The following is a 16,720-nucleotide window of genomic DNA, read 5'->3' as shown; positions in this document are numbered from 1 at the left end:
AGGGCGATAAAAATGGTATAGTATATTTGTAGTAATAGAAGGCAGGAAAGAGGATATATAATGAAAACAGAAGTACAGTTACAAAAAACATCCCTTATAGCTGATCTTAAATCTCTTTTTAAGGCCGGAGTTTTACTGGCGAATGTTCTACCTGTGTTTTCAGGATTTTGGTTAGCGATTTATTTTTCGGGTGCATCATTTCAGGAAAATTTAGGATTGTTTCTATATACAATGGTTGGAAGTACACTTGTCATGGCGGGAGCTCTAATCATAAACAATTGGTATGATGTTGACATCGACACAGTCATGGACAGGACGAAAAAACGACCAACTGTAACAGGCCATTTTTCAATGAAGTTTGTATTGTCTTTAGGCATTATTTGTACAGTATTAGGATTCGTTTCACTATTTTTCACCACCTATGAAGCCGTCTTTTTTACGTTTGTGGGCTGGTTCACGTATGTTGTATTGTACACAATGTGGTCCAAGCGCAGATTTACGATAAATACTGTGATTGGGAGTGTATCAGGCGCCGTTTCTCCATTAATGGGCTGGGCTGCTGTTGCACCGATTGATCATACTGTCCCAATTGTGCTCTTTTTGATCTTATTTGTGTTTCAAATGCCGCATACGTATGCAATTGCTATAAGGAAATATGATGAATATAAGGCTGCGAACGTTGCGATGCTCCCAGTCGTTCGTGGTTTTGAGGTAACGAAGAGACATTTTCTTTTCTGGGTTATCTGTCTGTTTCCACTTCCATTCTTTTTAGGCGAACTTGGAAAGGTTTTTGTCATCCTTGCGACATTGCTTAATATCGGGTGGATCATCTTGAGTATTAAAGGTTTTTCAGTTAAAGACGATATAAAATGGGCTCGCTGGAATTTCCTTTATTCCGTGAACTATATTTTTATTATCTTCCTATTAATGGTGATTGTTACATTGCCAAAGTATTTTGGATGAAATCAATTGAACCTCGCTGCATTAATGATGTGGCGGGGTTTTTTCGTTTTTTAAACAGCCGTTGAGAGTCGAAAGGGGATGCTACAGTAGAAATCGGTGTAGAGCACCCTTGACCTCCTAATAAAAGGAAAACACATACCCTCCGAGTGTTCTAGAGTACCACCAACCTCCAATTGACCCTAGATTCACCTGGTACCTAAATCTAACCAAGTGAATAATCACCAGAAAAGTCCATCCCATCCCATCCCAAAAACCAAAACACTCGAAAAACTAAATTCGAATGTCACAAAATCTGACGACTAATCGTCATGATTATAAATCGAACAGCGGGAGTGGATATTATGCAAATTGAAGAAAAAACATGGGATTGTGTCATTATTGGTGGTGGGATCGCTGGGCTGACTGCTTCCATCTACTTGGCGCGGGCTGGAAAGTCTGTGCTAGTCTTAGAAAAATCAAAAACACTTGGTGGGAGAGGGCGAACAACGAACAAAGTGGATTCATATTTAAACCTTGGTCCACATGCGTTGTATTCGAAAGGGAAATCAATAGAAATCCTAAATGAACTAGGCATTGAAATAGATGGAGGCATCGTTCCAACGAAAGCAAAGATCCTTCATAAAGACGAAATTTATGAACTTCCAGCCACAGCTATTAGTCTCTTAACAAGCCCATTATTAAATTGGAAAGCTAAGAAAGAGCTGTTTTCTTTTTTCATTAAATATAAGAAAATAGATACTAATAGAATTATAAACATACCATTACACCAGTGGTTGCAGCATAACATGAAGAATGAAGTGGCCAGGCAACTCATTTTAATGCTATCCCGTTTGTCGACGTATTCGAATGACCCAGAACTTATAAGTGCGGGCGCAGCCTTAAAACAGCTCCAATTGGGAAATGCGATTTACCTACATTACGGGTGGCAAAGTATGATAAATGCTTTGGAAAAAATGGCAACCGAGGTAGGAGTCCATTTTCAAACGAGCAAACATGTTAAAAAGGTGGATGGCTCTTTTCCACATTTCACCGTGCATACAAACGACGAAACGATTACTGCCCACCATGTTCTATCAACTTCAAGTCCTCATGAAAAAGCTAAAATGTTTTCAGAACATGAAAGCACTCCAGAAATAATAAAAGAATACCATCCAGTATATGTAGCCTGTTTAGACCTTGTTTTATCAAGATTGCCAACCCCCCAAATTGACTTTGTTTTGGGCTTAGAGAACCCGTTTTATTTTTCAAATCACTCCAGAATAGCGAAATTAAGTGATCAAGATTACCATGTTGTTCATGTTATGAAATATACAAACGCTAATGAGAATTCAGAAAGAGAACTAGAGGATTTTGTGGAAAAAATCCAGCCGGGCTGGAAAGAGTATGTTGTCTATAAAAGATATCTTCCTAGAATGACCGTTTCAAATGGTTTAATTTTAGCTAATCAAAGCAAAAGACCGTCACCAAAAGTTGAACAGATACCTGGGTTTTATATTGCGGGAGACTGGGTAGGAGATGGAATGCTTGTTGATGCTTCGTTTCAAAGTGCTAGGAAGGCTGCTCAATTAATCCTTGAAAACACACGATAAAAGGTGGTTTGCTCAAATGTTGGATGAACAGTTTTATCAGGAACATAAGCCTCTCTTGTTTTCGATTGCCTACCGAATGACAGGCACGATAACAGAGTCTGAGGATATTATCCACGATGTTTTGCTAGACTTTGAGAGGTCTGATCATTACAAAATCGAAAATACAAAAGCCTATCTTTGTAAAATGGTGACCAATCGATCTATTGATTATTTAAAATCAGCCCGAAAGCGAAGAGAGGTATATATAGGACCGTGGCTTCCTGAACCACTTATCATCCATGATGTGGATCCAATGCATGCAGTTTTATTGCAAGACAATCTTTCATACGCGCTTCTATCTTTAATGGAACAACTCAGCCCGGTTGAACGAGCGGTATTTGTTTTGAGAGAGGCATTTGGATATGAATATGATGATATTGCTTCTATTATTGAAAAAGAGGTAGCGAACTGTAGAAAAATCATAAGCCGGGCAAAGAAAAAACTAGCTTATAAGGATGACGTAAATCATTTACATGTGAATCAGGAGAAATTGCAGCAGTTGGTTCAATCTTTTCTATTCGCTGCTACAACAGGAAATATGGAGAACTTGCTTAACATACTCGCAAATGACACCGTCGTCTATTCAGATGGCGGAGGTAAGGTAAAGGCTGCAGTAGTACCTATCAAAACGAAAGAACGAGTCGCTCACTTTATTTTAGGGCTCATTCGAAAGTTTGGGCAGGATGCTCAATTGGAGATTAATTTAGTCAACGTCAATGGTCAGACAGGCATATTGATCAATAGAAACCACAAACCGGAAAATGTGGTATGCTTTGAAATAGAAAATAATCAAATTACACAAATCTTTTCAGTTCGGAATCCTGAAAAGCTAACATATGCAATAAGTGGATATCAATTTTAATTAGCGAACATCATTGTAAGGAGACTACCCATGGAAGATAAGTATTTCGATGCACTTTTACATGTGAAAACAAGTGGAGGACAAAAGGGATTTAGTTCATCTGTGCATTATTATCGCTATGAGCCGACACCGTATGAAGGGCTGGCTGCTTTGTTTGAACACTATCAATTGAAAAAGACAGATCGGGTAGTTGATTTTGGTTGCGGAAAGGGACGGCTCCTTTTTTATATTCATCATATTTTTGCGGCAACAGTTGTTGGAGTTGAGATTGACAAAGGCTTATACCACGAGGCAGTTCAAAACCGAGACCGTTATTCAAAAAGACCTGGTATCCGCAAAGAGGAAATTGAAATAAACCATTGTGCCGCACAGGATTATGAAATCCATCCACTCGATAATCGATTTTACTTTTTTAATCCATTTTCCATTCAGGTTTTTAAGCATACGATTGCAAATATTCTTCGTTCCTATGAGAAGAAACCGCGTGAAATGGAGGTTATTCTTTATTATGGATCTACCGATTACACCTATTTTTTAGAGAATAATACTCCATTTCAGCTAAAGAAAGAGATTATCATTCCAGAGTTGTTTGAAAAAAACACATACGAGAGATTTATGGTTTATCAACTAGGATAGGCAGCTTCTATTGAATGGAAGCTGCCTTTTTTATGTAAAAATCTGTATGTTCACCAATTTGTCATTTTTGACTTTGAACGAAAGATAAACAATAGAAAAAGCACCTGAAATCCAATAATGGAGCCGCTTTGGTGCTTTTGTAGAAGGTTTTAAAGGACGGGAAAAAGCCAATTTTCTAGTCCTTTTTTTAATGGGTGTATCAAAAAATACACTTTATGTGTGATTCAGTTCACAACATTGAGAATGGTTCCTAATTATGATGTAAGTAAGAAGAACATAAGGAGGTTGAGTTGGATGGGAGCTTCAAAAGTTAACCAAAACAAAAAGGCAGACGGGGGATACCAAGGACGTTTAGTTGGAACTTGGGTTTCAGTCGGTGTTGTTGGAGCAGTCATTCTTTTTACGTATATAGTACTATTCGGCCTATTCATGTCTAGATTTTAGGAGGGGTAAAAATGAAAATGCATCTTGATGAAAAAATATGGCTTACAATCAGTTTCGGTATGATCATGGCATTCATGCTTATCACTGGCTACCAAACCTTTGCATTAGAAATGGGACCACCAAGTCATATGGAAACAATCGATCCTCAGAAAGTTGACGAAACAGCACCATTTGATAAACCAGGTGTATATCAAATTGGTGAAAACGAATATGAAGTAGTGATGACATTAGAAGTATTCGCATTTAATCCAGGAAACATTGAAGTACCAGCAGGTTCAAAGGTTCACTTTACGATGACATCTAAAGATGTTGTACACGGATTCGAAGTCGCAGGTACAAACTTAAATGCAATGGTAATGCCAGGACAAATTCAGAAAATCACTCAAACGTTTGATGAACCTGGTGAGTATTTAGTTCTATGTAACGAGTATTGTGGTGCAGGTCACCAATTAATGGCTACTACAATTACAGTGAAATAAAGGAGGGGAGACCATTGGCAACTATATTAAATAACGGAGATTTGACTTTTAAAGAAAAGGCAAACAAGGTTTTAGGTGTAAATCCACATGACGCAAAAATCTCAAAATCCTATTTATCAGTAGCATTTATCGCATTATTATTAGGTGGACTTTTAGGATTAGTACAAGGTTTAAACCGTGCAGGTCTTCTAGAATTACCAAGCTGGCTTAACTATTATCAAGTACTAACAGCACACGGTTTATTATTAGTGGTGGTAATGTCTGCATTCTTTACAATCGGTTACTTCTACGCTGGTCTATCACATGAATTAGGTGGATTACTACCTAAGGTGAGAAAAATGGCGTGGGTTGGTTTCTGGACGAAGATCGTTGGTATCGTACTCGTAGTTATACCAGTCTTAATGAATGAAGCGTCTGTTATGTATACATTCTATCCACCAATGGCAGCACACCCTGTATTCTATATTGGGCTAGCCTTAGTGGTAGTTGGTATTTGGATCTTGGCAGCTGGAGCATTTACACAAGTAGCAAATTGGAGAAAGAACCATAAAGGTCAACATCTACCAATCCTTTCATTCTTCGCAACAGGTGTATTCATTCTATTAGTTGGCGCAACAGCATTTGTCGCAGTTGAAGTATTATTCTTGATTCTACCATGGTCACTTGGATGGGTAGATACAATTAACGTAATGGTATCTCGGACATTGTTCTGGGCTTTCGGACATACAGCAGTTAACATCTGGTATTTAACAGCAGTATCAGCATGGTATGTAATCGTACCGAAAATTATTGGCGGAAAACGTTGGAGTGACACACTCACTCGTGTAGTTGTTATCGCATTAGTTATTATGAACATTACCGGTGGATTCCACCACCAAATCATTGACCCAGGAATTCTGCCAGCAGTTAAATTCCTTCACGTATTTATGAGTTTAGCAATTGGTTTCCCATCATTAATGACAGCATGGGCAATGTTTGCGGTATTTGAACGTACTGGAAGAGCAAAAGGCGGAAAAGGTGCACTCGGTTGGTTTAAAAAGCTACCATGGGGAGATGTTCGTTTCCTAGCACCATTTATCGCGATGGCTGCCTTTATCCCAGCAGGAGCAGGTGGTATTGTTCAAAGTACAAACCAACTTGACCAAGTCGTTCACAACACAATGTGGGTCGTTGGACACTTCCACTTAACACTAGGTATGTCAGTCGTAATGACTTTCTTTGGAATTAGTTACTGGTTAATCCCGCATATTTCAGGTCGAGTAATGACTAAAGGAATGAATAAACTTGGTGTTGTTCAAACCATCATTTGGACAATTGGTATGGTTTTAATGTCAGGCTCTATGCATACAGTTGGATTACTCGGTTCACCACGTAGAACATCTTTCTCAGACTATTTTGGTAGTGCGCAAGCTGCAGGCTGGGAACCATTTATGATGGTTGTTGGTATCGGGGCAACATTATTATTAGTCGCAGTAATCATTCAAGTATATGCAGCATTTAACATGATGTTCTTTGCACCAAAAGGTGTAACAGAATTCCCAATCGCCGAAGTAGAAGAAAATGCTTCAAAAACTCCAGTTTGGACAGAGCGTTGGGGATTATGGGTAGTGCTAATGATTCTCGTCATCGCAATGGCGTATGTATTACCACTAACCGATATGATTGTAAACGCACCTCCAGGATCACCACCATTTAAGACCTGGTAAACCTGAGGTAAGTCCCAAATAGAAAGAGATAGCGAAAACAGCGGCTATCTCTTTCTATAATTAAAGGAAAAAAAGAAATAGGATGTGATCTTCGTGATCAAAAAAAATCGGAAGACATTCGCTTGTATTTTAATTTTATTATTTGGATGTGTACTATTCTATACGGGAACCGATGGATTTCAAGCATTTACTGCAGAAACAGCAAGAGTCAATCAATTAATAGATGAGAAGCCTACATTTCCAGATGTAACATTTGAAGATAGCGAGGGACGAACATATTCTATTTCAGAGTTTCAAGATAAATTTGTATTTATCACATTTTTATACACATCCTGTACGACAGTTTGTCCACAATTGGAATTGAATATGGCACAGGTTTATGAGCAAATTCCACAAGAATTCCTTGGAAACGAAATCGTATTTTTAAGCATAAGCTTTGATCCAACTAGAGATGACCCTGCAACGTTGAGTAAATATCGGACTTACTTTGGATCAGACGGAGAAACATGGAGAATGGCAAGGATTTCAAACGAAACTGAATTACAAACCCTTCTTGATGAATTTGGTGTCATTGTCATTCCAGATGGAAGAGGAAACTTTGCACATAACTCAGCCTTTTATTTAGTGGATGGAAATGGTTCATTGATTGATGTCATGGATTATCGAGAAATCGATGAAGCGGCTGCCAAAGTCATTAGCATCATAGAAATAGAAAAGGGGGAATAAGCTATGAAACAATTTTTGATCGGACTAGGACTATTAATCGTATTAGCTCTTCCCCCGGTTGCTAATCTCTTGGAGTCTATCATGATTATCCATATGCATATGCAGATGCCATCCATCGTCATTGCTGGATTTTTTATGGGAAAACTATTTCAACAAAAATTCCCACGTTTTTTTGAAAAATGGAATCAAGATGGAGTACCAGGAATTCTGTTATTCATTGTAATCATGGTGTATTGGACAATACCCAAAACGATGGACGAGACATTAAACTTTACAAGCATGGAAGTGTGGAAATTTTTAAGTCTATCTTTCTTAGCGGGTGTTCCGTTACGTGATAGCTGGAAGAAGCTTACTGATCGTGCCAAAAACATTGTGTTCATCTTTTTTACCGTTAAGTATTTAGGTATGGGTGTATTATATATCAATATAAATAATCAATTATGTAATAATTACCTCGTAATCGATCAAATCACTCTGGGCTGGGGATTTATTACAACAGCAATTTGTATTTTAATCTATCTGGTTTATACTAATTTTACAGACCAATCAATATATAAGAATAGTTAAGAGAAGCTGCTGGTGTGGCTTCTCTTTTGTTGATTGCATCCTTTTTTTATTTGAAAGATTACATTTGACATCTCTAAAATTAAGGTTCAGAATAATAGCAATATAGACAAAAGAGGGTGGAAATGTTGGCAAAACGATTTGAGACTAAACTAATACATAGTGTAAAAAAAGGGAATCTACCAATTCGCAGTAAGGTTACTCCCATATATCAAACATCCGCTTTTACCTTTGATAATCTCGAGGATTTAGAGGGGTATTTTCAAGGTGAAGGAAATTATTTATATTCTCGTACTGGAAACCCAAATCCGGATGAGCTTGGCCAAATGGTAGCAGCTGTTGAAGGTGCACCAACTGGTATCGCCACATCTTCAGGATTATCTGCCATTTTAGCGGGCATCCTTTCAGTTGTGAAGAGTGGAGACCATATTGTTGCAGCAGACGATGTGTATGGTGGAAGTTTCCATCTTTTACACGAAGAGCTAAAACAGTTTGGTGTTGAAACAACCTTTGTTTCTTTCGGAGACCTTGACCAAGTCGAAAAGGCAATCAAGCCTAATACTAAAATGCTATACACTGAATCAATTACAAATCCACTTTTACGTGTAGAAAACCTACCAGCAGTTGTGGAACATGCAAAACGCAACGAATTAATTACAGTGGTAGACAATACATTCGCTACACCATTCCACTGCAACCCATATGAGCTTGGAGTTGAGCTTGTCGTGCATAGCGCGACTAAATATATTGGGGGTCACAGTGATATAACTGCTGGAGTGGTTGTAGGAAGAGAAGATTTGGTAGAAAAAGCGCGTGCGAAAGTTACGAATCTAGGCGCAAATGTGAGCCCATTTGAAGCGTGGTTAACGACTCGTGGCTTAAAAACATTAGCAGTTCGCATGCAAGTACAATCTTCAAATGCTCGTAAGCTTGCGGATGCCTTACGTAACAATCCGAATATTGCGCGTGTGTATTATCCATTTGAGGAAGATGCTACAGGTTTTGGAGCAATGGTATCCATAGAGCTTGCGAAAACTGTTGATGTAAGCCAGTTTTTCAAATCCATCGGTTGGGTGAAAATTGTTCCAACTCTAGCGGGGGTAGAGACGACTGTATCACATCCTCTTAAAACATCGCACCGTGCATTACCGCCAGAAGCACAGGAAGCATTGGGGATTACAAATGAACTTGTGCGAATCTCTGTTGGCATTGAGCATTACGAGGACATTATTTCCGTCTTCGAACAAGCAATTGAAAAATCTTTAAAATAGGTAACAAGAGTATCCATGAAAAATGGGTACTCTTTTTTTAATTGGATTCAATATGGCTATAAACACCAAAAAGGATGCAAATAGCCTCCTTTCCTAAAATAATCTTGTAAGCTCTTCAGTTAAATAATTTCCGCTAATACCTGGTTTTTGTTCTAGATAACGTAAGATTTCCTCACTCGAATAAAACTCTTTTAGACCTGTAATAATGGTCTCTAAATATTCATTAGAAGGATTATTAAATGTAATATCATTCATTTCCCAAGGGGCAGTAAACGTAAAAATTGGATAGCCCCCGTCATCACCGAGATATAGGATTCGTCCATACCAAGACCTTTTGCGGAAAACCATCGAACCGGATTCCTTGACCTTCTTTAAATCAAGATCAAACTGGAGCCCACTATTCTCTTGTTGCAGAACATCTAGAAATTGTTCAGATGTGATTAAATACTTTTTACTAAAGGTTACGGCGTCATCAGTTGGAGTTCCATCTATAAAAGCAACACCCTTTGAGTCCCATCTCCCAGCTTCCTTTGCAAAATACAAGGGGTAAGGAATGGTAAACATACCTTCATCGATTGGAGAAGTAGGGTCCTTACAACCAACCTCCGTTTCATTAGAACCCTTAGGTCGCCCCCCCTTAATATAACAAAGAAATCGGTCCTTATTTATATTGGAGCCATAGCTTGCATACCATACATAATCTTTCATAAAAAGCACCCACTATCTCATTAATATTATTCAAAGTTTGACCTCTACCATAGTACCTTAAAATTCACCAATCATTCGTTCATTTCGACCATTTTCTACCCATTTCCCGAGCAATAATTGTATATAGCTGTGGGAATATGATGGTGTTTATAGAAAGTCTGCTACATGGGACCAGGAGAACCGTCCCTCTGGATCCCATATTTTTTAAGACGGTATTGGAGGTTTTGGCGGCTCATTCCGAGTGCGTCTGCCGCTTTTGTGATGTTATTGTTACAGTGCTGTAGGACTTGTTTCAAGTATAGGGTTTCGATTTCTTCCATGTATTTGTCAAGCGGTTGAACGTCTATTATTTCTGTAAGTTTTGGGTTCGCCACTTTTGCCAGTTCCGGTTTGGAATGTGTCTTTTTTCGAAAGTGGAGGGGGAGATGATTATAGGAAATGGTATCTTCATAGGTAATAACATTCAATGCTCCCTCAACCATATGCTCTAGCTCTCGAACATTTCCCGGCCAGTCGTATTGCATAAAAACCTGTAATACGCGTTCCTCAATCTTTGTTACATTCAATCCAAATAGATGATTATATTTTTCCATAAAGGTGTACGCAAGCTCACGAATGTCTTCCTTCCTGTTTCGAAGTGGCGGGATGAAAAGGGTTACAACACTTAGCCTGTAATATAAGTCTTTGCGAAGTCGTCCTTCTGAGATGGCATCAATAGGGTCCTCGTTCATCGTTGCAAGGATGCGTATGTCCACCTTTTTATCTTTCGTATCACCAACTCGTCGGACCGTTTTCTCTTGGATGACACGCAAAAGCTTTGCTTGTAACGCTGGATTCAATGAGTTGATCTCATCTAAAAGCAAAGTACCTCCATTCGCTTGCTCAAATAAGCCGGGGCGATCAATTGCACCAGTGAATGCACCTTTTTTTGTACCAAAAAGGATGCCTTCGATTAAACTGTCTGGTAAAGCAGCACAATTTTGAGAGATAAAGGGAGCAGAAGATCTGTTGCTTCCATTGTGAATACTTTGGGCAAAAAGCTCTTTTCCAGTTCCAGTATCTCCAATGATGAGAACAGAAGAGTTTGTCCGAGTTGCTCGCTTGCTAGCCTCAATGACCTCTGAAATAGCAGCACTACTTCCTATGATGCTATCAAATGTATAATGTGTGTCACTTCTTCGATTCATATTTTCGCGAAGGAGTTTCTCTAGTTTTGTCACATCACGAGCAATTTCCATCGCTCCCATTTGCTTTCGGTCATCCATAATCGGGATGGTATTGTTAATAGTGGTAATTTCCTGACCGCGATTATTATAATACGTCTGTTTTGCGTTTTTTATCGGTTCACCATTCTTAAGGACTTGGAGCAATGTGCTGTCTTCGTTTTTATCAAACGAAAATACATCAACAAATTTCTTATTCAAAACATCATGTTGATTCATTCCTTCAATTTGTGCCATTTTTTGATTGTAGATTATGGTTGTTCCATCTAGGTCTACAACATGGATGCCAACATCAACTTCGTTAACTAACTGTTCAGTCGCCTTTCTTTTTAATAACTCAACCTGTTTCATGTTATCGCCACCTTTTCTTTATTATAAGAGAAATAAATGAAAGCGCATATAATTTTTGCGCTGTTTACATGGAAAAGAAAAGACTTTTTGCATGAAAACAAGGAAAACGCAAATAAATTTTGCTCTTTGCATGTTCTAAATGAAAATATCATAGATTCTTTAACTAGTCAGAAACTGTTTTTGGTCATGCGAAACCTCAGCATCAAGCAGTTTTAAGTTTGAAGTGGCAGGCTCGTCAAAAGTTTGGCATGGTTCTTGCATAAGATAAGAGGCAGGAAGCAATTCTTATGGACTAATGAAAAATGGAGGATAAATAGATGACTCAAACGAAAGTGAACTCAAAAGCCATCATTGAACAAACAGAAAAATTTGGAGCAAACAACTATCACCCCCTACCAATTGTTATTTCAAAAGCAGAGGGTGTATGGGTAGAGGATCCTGAGGGCAACAAATACATGGATATGTTAAGTGCCTATTCAGCCGTTAACCAGGGACATCGCCATCCTAAAATTATTCAAGCCTTAAAGGATCAAGCAGACCGCGTAACATTAACATCCCGTGCATTTCATAATGACCAGCTCGGTCCTTGGTATGAATTAATTTGTAAAATAACAAATAAAGAAATGGCGCTTCCTATGAATACGGGGGCAGAAGCTGTTGAAACAGCTATTAAGGCAGCTCGCAGATGGGCATATGATGTAAAAGGGGTCCAAGAAAATCAAGCTGAAATTATCGCTTGTATTGGAAACTTTCATGGACGTACCATGACGGCGGTATCCTTATCATCAGAGGAAGAGTATAAGCGTGGCTTTGGTCCGATGCTACCGGGAATTAAACTTGTTCCCTATGGTGATATTGAGGCGCTCAAGAATGCCATCACTGAACATACAGCAGCATTTTTGATTGAACCGATTCAAGGAGAGGCTGGAATTATTATTCCACCAGAAGGTTTCCTCAAGGAAGCTTATGAAGTCTGTAAACATAATCAGGTTCTTTTTATTGCAGATGAAATTCAAGCTGGACTTTGCCGTTCCGGTAAAATGTTTGCTTGTGAATGGGATGGAGTAGAACCTGATATGTATATATTAGGTAAAGCATTAGGTGGTGGTGTATTCCCGATATCCTGTGTAGTAGCAAACAAGGATGTGTTAGGAGTGTTTAATCCGGGTTCACATGGATCTACATTCGGTGGTAATCCAATGGCTTGTGCTGTATCCATTGCCTCAATGAATGTATTATTAAAGGAAAATCTAGCCCAACGTTCACTTGAACTTGGTGACTATTTTCTAGACCGATTAAAAGAGATAAAAAATCCAAAGATTAGAGAGGTCCGAGGTCGTGGTTTATTTATCGGTGTTGAACTCACAGAAGCCGCTCGTCCATATTGTGAGGCTTTAAAGCAAGAAGGCTTGCTCTGTAAAGAAACGCATGATACGGTCATCCGATTTGCTCCACCTTTAATTGTAACAAAAGAAGAATTAGATTGGGCAATCGAACGAATAGCGAAGGTTTTAGGGTAAAATGAAAAAGGATCAAGACTTTTTGTTTTGATCCTTTTCTGTTTACTTAAGGCATTTCGTCCTCTTTTACTCGGTTTTTAAAAGCTTCATGAGAGACGATGCCTTCCATTTGTTCAAATTGTCGACTATGATCTTTTTCTTCACTTATGCTGTTTTTAGGAAAGTTGCCAGGATGGCCTTTTTCTTTATGGTTAAAGCTTTTTCCACGTCCCATATCCATTTCTCCTTTCATCTACTTTCCTACGTAGTTTTTGCATTCCTGTATTTTGTATGTATTTACTTTATCTGAAAAAGTCCGGAGTAGTACTTAACTCCTAATATTTGTAAAATTTGAATAGTTGTCCTCTTTATAGAATATGTTCAATTACTGGACTATTCATATTTTTTATAAGGGGGAAAAGCCATGCAAACAAAGGTAGAAAAGAAAGTTCTCATTGCTAGCCTTGTAGGTAGTTCGATTGAGTGGTTTGATTACTTTTTGTATGGGACGGTTGCCGCGCTTGTTTTTAATACAGCCTTTTTCCATAGCGACGATCCAACTGTAGGACTTATGTTGGCTTATGCATCGTTCGCACTGTCGTTTTTCATCCGGCCGCTTGGTGGAGTTATTTTTAGCCATATTGGCGATAAAATTGGAAGGAAGAAAACCTTGGTCTTAACACTTTCTCTTATGGGTGGGGCGACAGTTCTTATGGGATTCCTGCCTACATATGAGCAAATTGGGGTTATTGCACCGATTTTACTCATCGTACTGCGCCTTATTCAAGGAATTGGCCTAGGTGGTGAGTGGGGAGGTGCGCTTTTACTGGCAGTTGAATATGCACCAAAGGAAAAACGCGGATTGTTCGGTAGTGTACCACAAATGGGTGTCACAATTGGGTTATTGCTCGGAACTTTGGCTTTGTCTTTAATGACTTTATTGCCAGATGCAGCTTTTATGTCATGGGGCTGGCGTGTTCCATTCATCCTAAGTGCATTACTTGTGGTATTTGGATTATGGATTCGTAAAGGAATTGAGGAAACACCTTCTTTCAAAAAGGTACAAGAGAAGGGTGAGGTGGCTAAGATTCCATTTTTTGAAACGATGCGCACACATTGGAAAGAGGTTTTAATTGCAATAGGAGGAAAGGTTGTTGAAACGGCTCCATTCTATATTTTTGGTACATTTATCGTATCATATGCAACAACACAGCTCGGCTTCTCACGTACAGCCACATTAAATGCTGTTACGATTGCAACGATTGTGACAACCATTCTAATTCCCATAATGGGGAATCTATCGGATAAAGTTGGACGTAAAAACCTTTATGTCGGTGGAACCATCTTAATGATGTTATACGCATTTCCTTATTTTTGGCTACTCCATCAAGAATCAGTGGCCTTATTAGTGGTTGCGACGATTTTAGGACTTGGGATTATTTGGGCTCCAATTACCGCTGTACTTGGAACGATGTTTTCGGAGATTTTCAAATCAAATGTCCGCTACACTGGAATTACATTAGGGTACCAAATAGGGGCAGCAGTCGCAGGTGGAACAGCTCCACTAGTTGCAACGGCATTACTTGCAGCATTCAATGACTCCTATGTGCCTGTTGCATTATACATTATCTTAACGGCTGCGATATCCCTCATTGCTGTTGCGACCGTACGTGATCGTAAAAATGAAGACTTGGATAGCGATGAGACAGCCTAGCTTTTTAAGGGAATCGCAGGTTGCGGTTCCTTTTTCCAATGATGTTATGATGAGGAAAAGAAAGAAGGGGATACCATGCTTATTTTATCCGAGTCTCAAATTCGATCATTATATTCGATGTCTGATGCCATTCGGGATTTAGAGGAGGCACTTACATACTATGAAGAAGGAAAAGTAGTAAATCCTCATCGAACAGTCATTGATTTTCCCGAGAAGGAGGCTTCTGCTTTATATATGCCAAGCTCCATGGCACCGGTTGGAAAATCTGCGGTTAAAGTCGTAACCATTTTTCCAGATAATCCATCCCTGGGTAGAAACACTACACAAGGTGTCATTTTATTAAGTGACACAGACAATGGGGAACACCTTGCTTGCTTAAATGCTTCTTATCTCACGCGATTGCGGACTGGTGCAGTCAGTGGGATTGCAACAAAGCATTTAGCTAAAATAGATGCGACCTCTGTTGTAGTGATTGGAACAGGGGCTATGGCCGAGGAACAGCTACAAGCAGTTTTAGAAGTCCGTGAAATTAGAGAAATTATGCTTTTTAACCGTACAAGGGATAAGGCTATCGCTTTTGAAAAAAGAATTCCAGAATTGAGCCCAAGATATTCTGGTTCAATTACAATCATAGATGATCCCGACGAAGCTGTTGCTAAAGCAGATATTGTCATTTGTGCAACACGCTCTGCGGCACCTGTTTTCTCAGGGCAAGTCTTACAGCCGGGAACACATATTAATGGAGTAGGCTCTTATCTTCCGCATATGCAAGAGGTTGATGAAGAAACGATTCTGAAATGCTCAAAGATCGTAGCCGATACGATGGAAGGGGTAAAAGACGAAGCTGGCGACTTTATCATTCCAGCAAATAAGGGCGTGTGGAGTTTTGATGAGCTGCATGGAGAATTGAGTGAGCTTGTGGCTGGGAAAATAGGTGGTCGGGACAAGGATGAGGAGATTACATTTTTTAAATCAGTCGGGACAGCATATTTTGATTTAGCAGTAGCAGCCGCAGTCTACGAAAAAGCAATGAAGAATGGAGTAGGGACAGAGGTTGAGGTGTAGATGGGAAAGGAGTAGCCATTAGGGCTACTCATCAGACTGTTGACAAACGCTCGCATGACTTTAGTTGTTTGCCTTGCTCGTCCGCTCATGAAGGCAACTTCTATTCGCGTCTTTGCTCGGCTGCGCGCCTTGTCTGACAAGCATTTTCAAGACAGTCTGGAAAGTAATTTATATCAAATATCTTGTGAAAAATCGTGTAGACAAAGTCAGTATTGACTTTGTTTACACTCTGGGGAGTAGCCATTAGGGCTACTCCTTATTTCTGCTTTTAGGATATACTAATACTTGATTTTTATTTTGAGGGGAGTTTTTACAATGAACGAAAAAGAAGCAAAGTTTTATATATCACATCTCGGACTTGAGCCACATCCAGAGGGAGGGTTTTATAAGCAGACTTTTGCTTCAGATGTGATGATCGATACGGAGCAAGGTAACCAAAGAAAATTGTATACGAGTATATATTTTCTACTGGGATCTGAGGATATATCCCATTTACATCGATTAAAATCAGACGAGCTCTGGTATTACCATGGTGGTAGCTCATTAACCGTCCATATCATTGACGAATTAGGAGAATACAAAGAAATGCAGCTTGGGCTTAATCTTGACAAAGGAGAGGTTCCGCAGGTATTTGTGCCTAAAAATTCGATATTCGGATCCTCCGTTAAAGAAGAAAATACATTCTCACTTGTAGGCTGTATGGTTTCACCTGGATTTGAATTTGAGGATTTTGAATTATTTACACAAGAGGAACTACTCAAGGAATATCCACAGCATGAAGCAGTTATACGCAAGCTAGCGCTCGAGAAAAAATAGAGTAGAATAGTAAAAATGCCATTTTTCGATATATAACAGCTAAAATTTAAAATGCCGAAATCCAT

Annotated in this window: 17 protein-coding genes; 14 read left to right on the top strand and 3 right to left on the bottom strand. The window is 39.1% G+C overall.

Features of this window, described 5'->3' with window-relative positions:
• Positions 1-60: 60 nt before the first annotated feature.
• From cyoE to DZB84_RS23270, 10 genes are all read left to right on the top strand, one after another.
• Entirely contained in the window at positions 61-963 is a 903-nt protein-coding gene (gene cyoE, locus DZB84_RS23315) for a heme o synthase (protein ID WP_116354703.1), read from the top strand.
• Between the two features lie 341 nt (positions 964-1,304).
• Entirely contained in the window at positions 1,305-2,552 is a 1,248-nt protein-coding gene (locus DZB84_RS23310) for a phytoene desaturase family protein (RefSeq protein WP_189655349.1), read from the top strand.
• A 16-nt stretch (positions 2,553-2,568) separates the two neighbouring features.
• Entirely contained in the window at positions 2,569-3,453 is an 885-nt protein-coding gene (locus tag DZB84_RS23305; protein ID WP_116354701.1) for an RNA polymerase sigma-70 factor, read from the top strand.
• A 30-nt stretch (positions 3,454-3,483) separates the two neighbouring features.
• The gene (locus tag DZB84_RS23300) at positions 3,484-4,089 is read left to right on the top strand and encodes a class I SAM-dependent methyltransferase (protein WP_116354700.1); all 606 of its coding nucleotides are present in this window, start codon (positions 3,484-3,486) and stop codon (positions 4,087-4,089) included.
• 294 nt (positions 4,090-4,383) lie between these two features.
• On the top strand, positions 4,384-4,533 hold the full coding sequence (locus tag DZB84_RS23295) for a cytochrome c oxidase subunit 2A (RefSeq protein WP_116354699.1): 150 nt from the start codon (positions 4,384-4,386) through the stop codon (positions 4,531-4,533).
• Between the two features lie 11 nt (positions 4,534-4,544).
• Complete coding sequence (locus DZB84_RS23290; protein ID WP_116354698.1) at positions 4,545-5,012, top strand: cytochrome c oxidase subunit II; 468 nt, start codon at positions 4,545-4,547, stop codon at positions 5,010-5,012.
• 14 nt (positions 5,013-5,026) lie between these two features.
• A complete protein-coding gene (locus DZB84_RS23285; protein WP_116354697.1) occupies positions 5,027-6,718 on the top strand; it encodes a cbb3-type cytochrome c oxidase subunit I in 1,692 nt (563 codons plus the stop codon).
• Between the two features lie 93 nt (positions 6,719-6,811).
• Positions 6,812-7,444 carry an SCO family protein gene (locus DZB84_RS23280; RefSeq protein ID WP_116354696.1) on the top strand — a complete coding sequence of 211 codons (633 nt, stop codon included), beginning with the start codon at positions 6,812-6,814 and terminating at the stop codon, positions 7,442-7,444.
• Positions 7,445-7,447: 3 nt separating this feature from the next.
• Entirely contained in the window at positions 7,448-8,011 is a 564-nt protein-coding gene (locus DZB84_RS23275) for a hypothetical protein (protein ID WP_116354695.1), read from the top strand.
• 122 nt (positions 8,012-8,133) lie between these two features.
• Complete coding sequence (locus DZB84_RS23270; protein ID WP_116354694.1) at positions 8,134-9,279, top strand: trans-sulfuration enzyme family protein; 1,146 nt, start codon at positions 8,134-8,136, stop codon at positions 9,277-9,279.
• Positions 9,280-9,372: 93 nt separating this feature from the next.
• On the opposite strand, the gene DZB84_RS23265 is transcribed toward DZB84_RS23270, so the two are convergent.
• Positions 9,373-9,987 (bottom strand): hypothetical protein, encoded by a 615-nt coding sequence (locus DZB84_RS23265; protein WP_116354693.1) that lies wholly within the window; start codon positions 9,985-9,987, stop codon positions 9,373-9,375.
• Between the two features lie 161 nt (positions 9,988-10,148).
• Entirely contained in the window at positions 10,149-11,561 is a 1,413-nt protein-coding gene (locus tag DZB84_RS23260) for a sigma-54 interaction domain-containing protein (protein WP_116354692.1), read from the bottom strand.
• A 317-nt stretch (positions 11,562-11,878) separates the two neighbouring features.
• Between DZB84_RS23260 and DZB84_RS23250 the strand changes: the two genes are divergently transcribed.
• Positions 11,879-13,081, top strand: coding sequence for an ornithine--oxo-acid transaminase (locus DZB84_RS23250; RefSeq protein WP_116354690.1), 1,203 nt, complete (start codon positions 11,879-11,881; stop codon positions 13,079-13,081).
• 46 nt (positions 13,082-13,127) lie between these two features.
• Here the strand turns inward: DZB84_RS23250 and DZB84_RS25090 are convergent, their stop codons facing one another.
• The gene (locus DZB84_RS25090) at positions 13,128-13,295 is read right to left on the bottom strand and encodes a hypothetical protein (protein WP_165439160.1); all 168 of its coding nucleotides are present in this window, start codon (positions 13,293-13,295) and stop codon (positions 13,128-13,130) included.
• A 189-nt stretch (positions 13,296-13,484) separates the two neighbouring features.
• Between DZB84_RS25090 and DZB84_RS23245 the strand changes: the two genes are divergently transcribed.
• From DZB84_RS23245 to DZB84_RS23235, 3 genes are all read left to right on the top strand, one after another.
• Complete coding sequence (locus DZB84_RS23245; protein WP_116354689.1) at positions 13,485-14,774, top strand: MFS transporter; 1,290 nt, start codon at positions 13,485-13,487, stop codon at positions 14,772-14,774.
• 75 nt (positions 14,775-14,849) lie between these two features.
• The gene (locus DZB84_RS23240) at positions 14,850-15,839 is read left to right on the top strand and encodes an ornithine cyclodeaminase family protein (protein WP_116354688.1); all 990 of its coding nucleotides are present in this window, start codon (positions 14,850-14,852) and stop codon (positions 15,837-15,839) included.
• A gap of 315 nt (positions 15,840-16,154) precedes the next feature.
• Positions 16,155-16,655, top strand: a complete 501-nt coding sequence (locus tag DZB84_RS23235; protein WP_116354687.1) for a cupin domain-containing protein — start codon at positions 16,155-16,157, stop codon at positions 16,653-16,655.
• The last annotated feature ends 65 nt before the right edge of the window (positions 16,656-16,720 follow it).

Source organism: Bacillus sp. HNG, assembly GCF_003400205.1.
In the GTDB taxonomy this organism is placed as follows: Bacteria; Bacillota; Bacilli; order Bacillales; family Bacillaceae_L; genus Ferdinandcohnia.
Note: the sequence above shows the minus strand (reverse complement) of the source record. Positions and strands in the feature narration are given on the sequence as shown.

Excerpts from the sequence above, each read along its gene's own strand:
- DZB84_RS23305 (WP_116354701.1), top strand. The coding sequence starts at position 2,569 with ATGTTGGATGAACAGTTTTATCAGGAACATAAGCCTCTCTTGTTTTCG.
- DZB84_RS25090 (WP_165439160.1), bottom strand. The coding sequence starts at position 13,295 with ATGGGACGTGGAAAAAGCTTTAACCATAAAGAAAAAGGCCATCCTGGC.
- DZB84_RS23310 (WP_189655349.1), top strand. The coding sequence starts at position 1,305 with ATGCAAATTGAAGAAAAAACATGGGATTGTGTCATTATTGGTGGTGGG.
- DZB84_RS23235 (WP_116354687.1), top strand. The coding sequence starts at position 16,155 with ATGAACGAAAAAGAAGCAAAGTTTTATATATCACATCTCGGACTTGAG.
- DZB84_RS23275 (WP_116354695.1), top strand. The coding sequence starts at position 7,448 with ATGAAACAATTTTTGATCGGACTAGGACTATTAATCGTATTAGCTCTT.
- DZB84_RS23295 (WP_116354699.1), top strand. The coding sequence starts at position 4,384 with ATGGGAGCTTCAAAAGTTAACCAAAACAAAAAGGCAGACGGGGGATAC.
- DZB84_RS23265 (WP_116354693.1), bottom strand. The coding sequence starts at position 9,987 with ATGAAAGATTATGTATGGTATGCAAGCTATGGCTCCAATATAAATAAG.
- DZB84_RS23240 (WP_116354688.1), top strand. The coding sequence starts at position 14,850 with ATGCTTATTTTATCCGAGTCTCAAATTCGATCATTATATTCGATGTCT.
- DZB84_RS23245 (WP_116354689.1), top strand. The coding sequence starts at position 13,485 with ATGCAAACAAAGGTAGAAAAGAAAGTTCTCATTGCTAGCCTTGTAGGT.
- DZB84_RS23270 (WP_116354694.1), top strand. The coding sequence starts at position 8,134 with ATGTTGGCAAAACGATTTGAGACTAAACTAATACATAGTGTAAAAAAA.
- DZB84_RS23250 (WP_116354690.1), top strand. The coding sequence starts at position 11,879 with ATGACTCAAACGAAAGTGAACTCAAAAGCCATCATTGAACAAACAGAA.
- DZB84_RS23260 (WP_116354692.1), bottom strand. The coding sequence starts at position 11,561 with ATGAAACAGGTTGAGTTATTAAAAAGAAAGGCGACTGAACAGTTAGTT.
- DZB84_RS23300 (WP_116354700.1), top strand. The coding sequence starts at position 3,484 with ATGGAAGATAAGTATTTCGATGCACTTTTACATGTGAAAACAAGTGGA.
- DZB84_RS23290 (WP_116354698.1), top strand. The coding sequence starts at position 4,545 with ATGAAAATGCATCTTGATGAAAAAATATGGCTTACAATCAGTTTCGGT.
- cyoE (WP_116354703.1), top strand. The coding sequence starts at position 61 with ATGAAAACAGAAGTACAGTTACAAAAAACATCCCTTATAGCTGATCTT.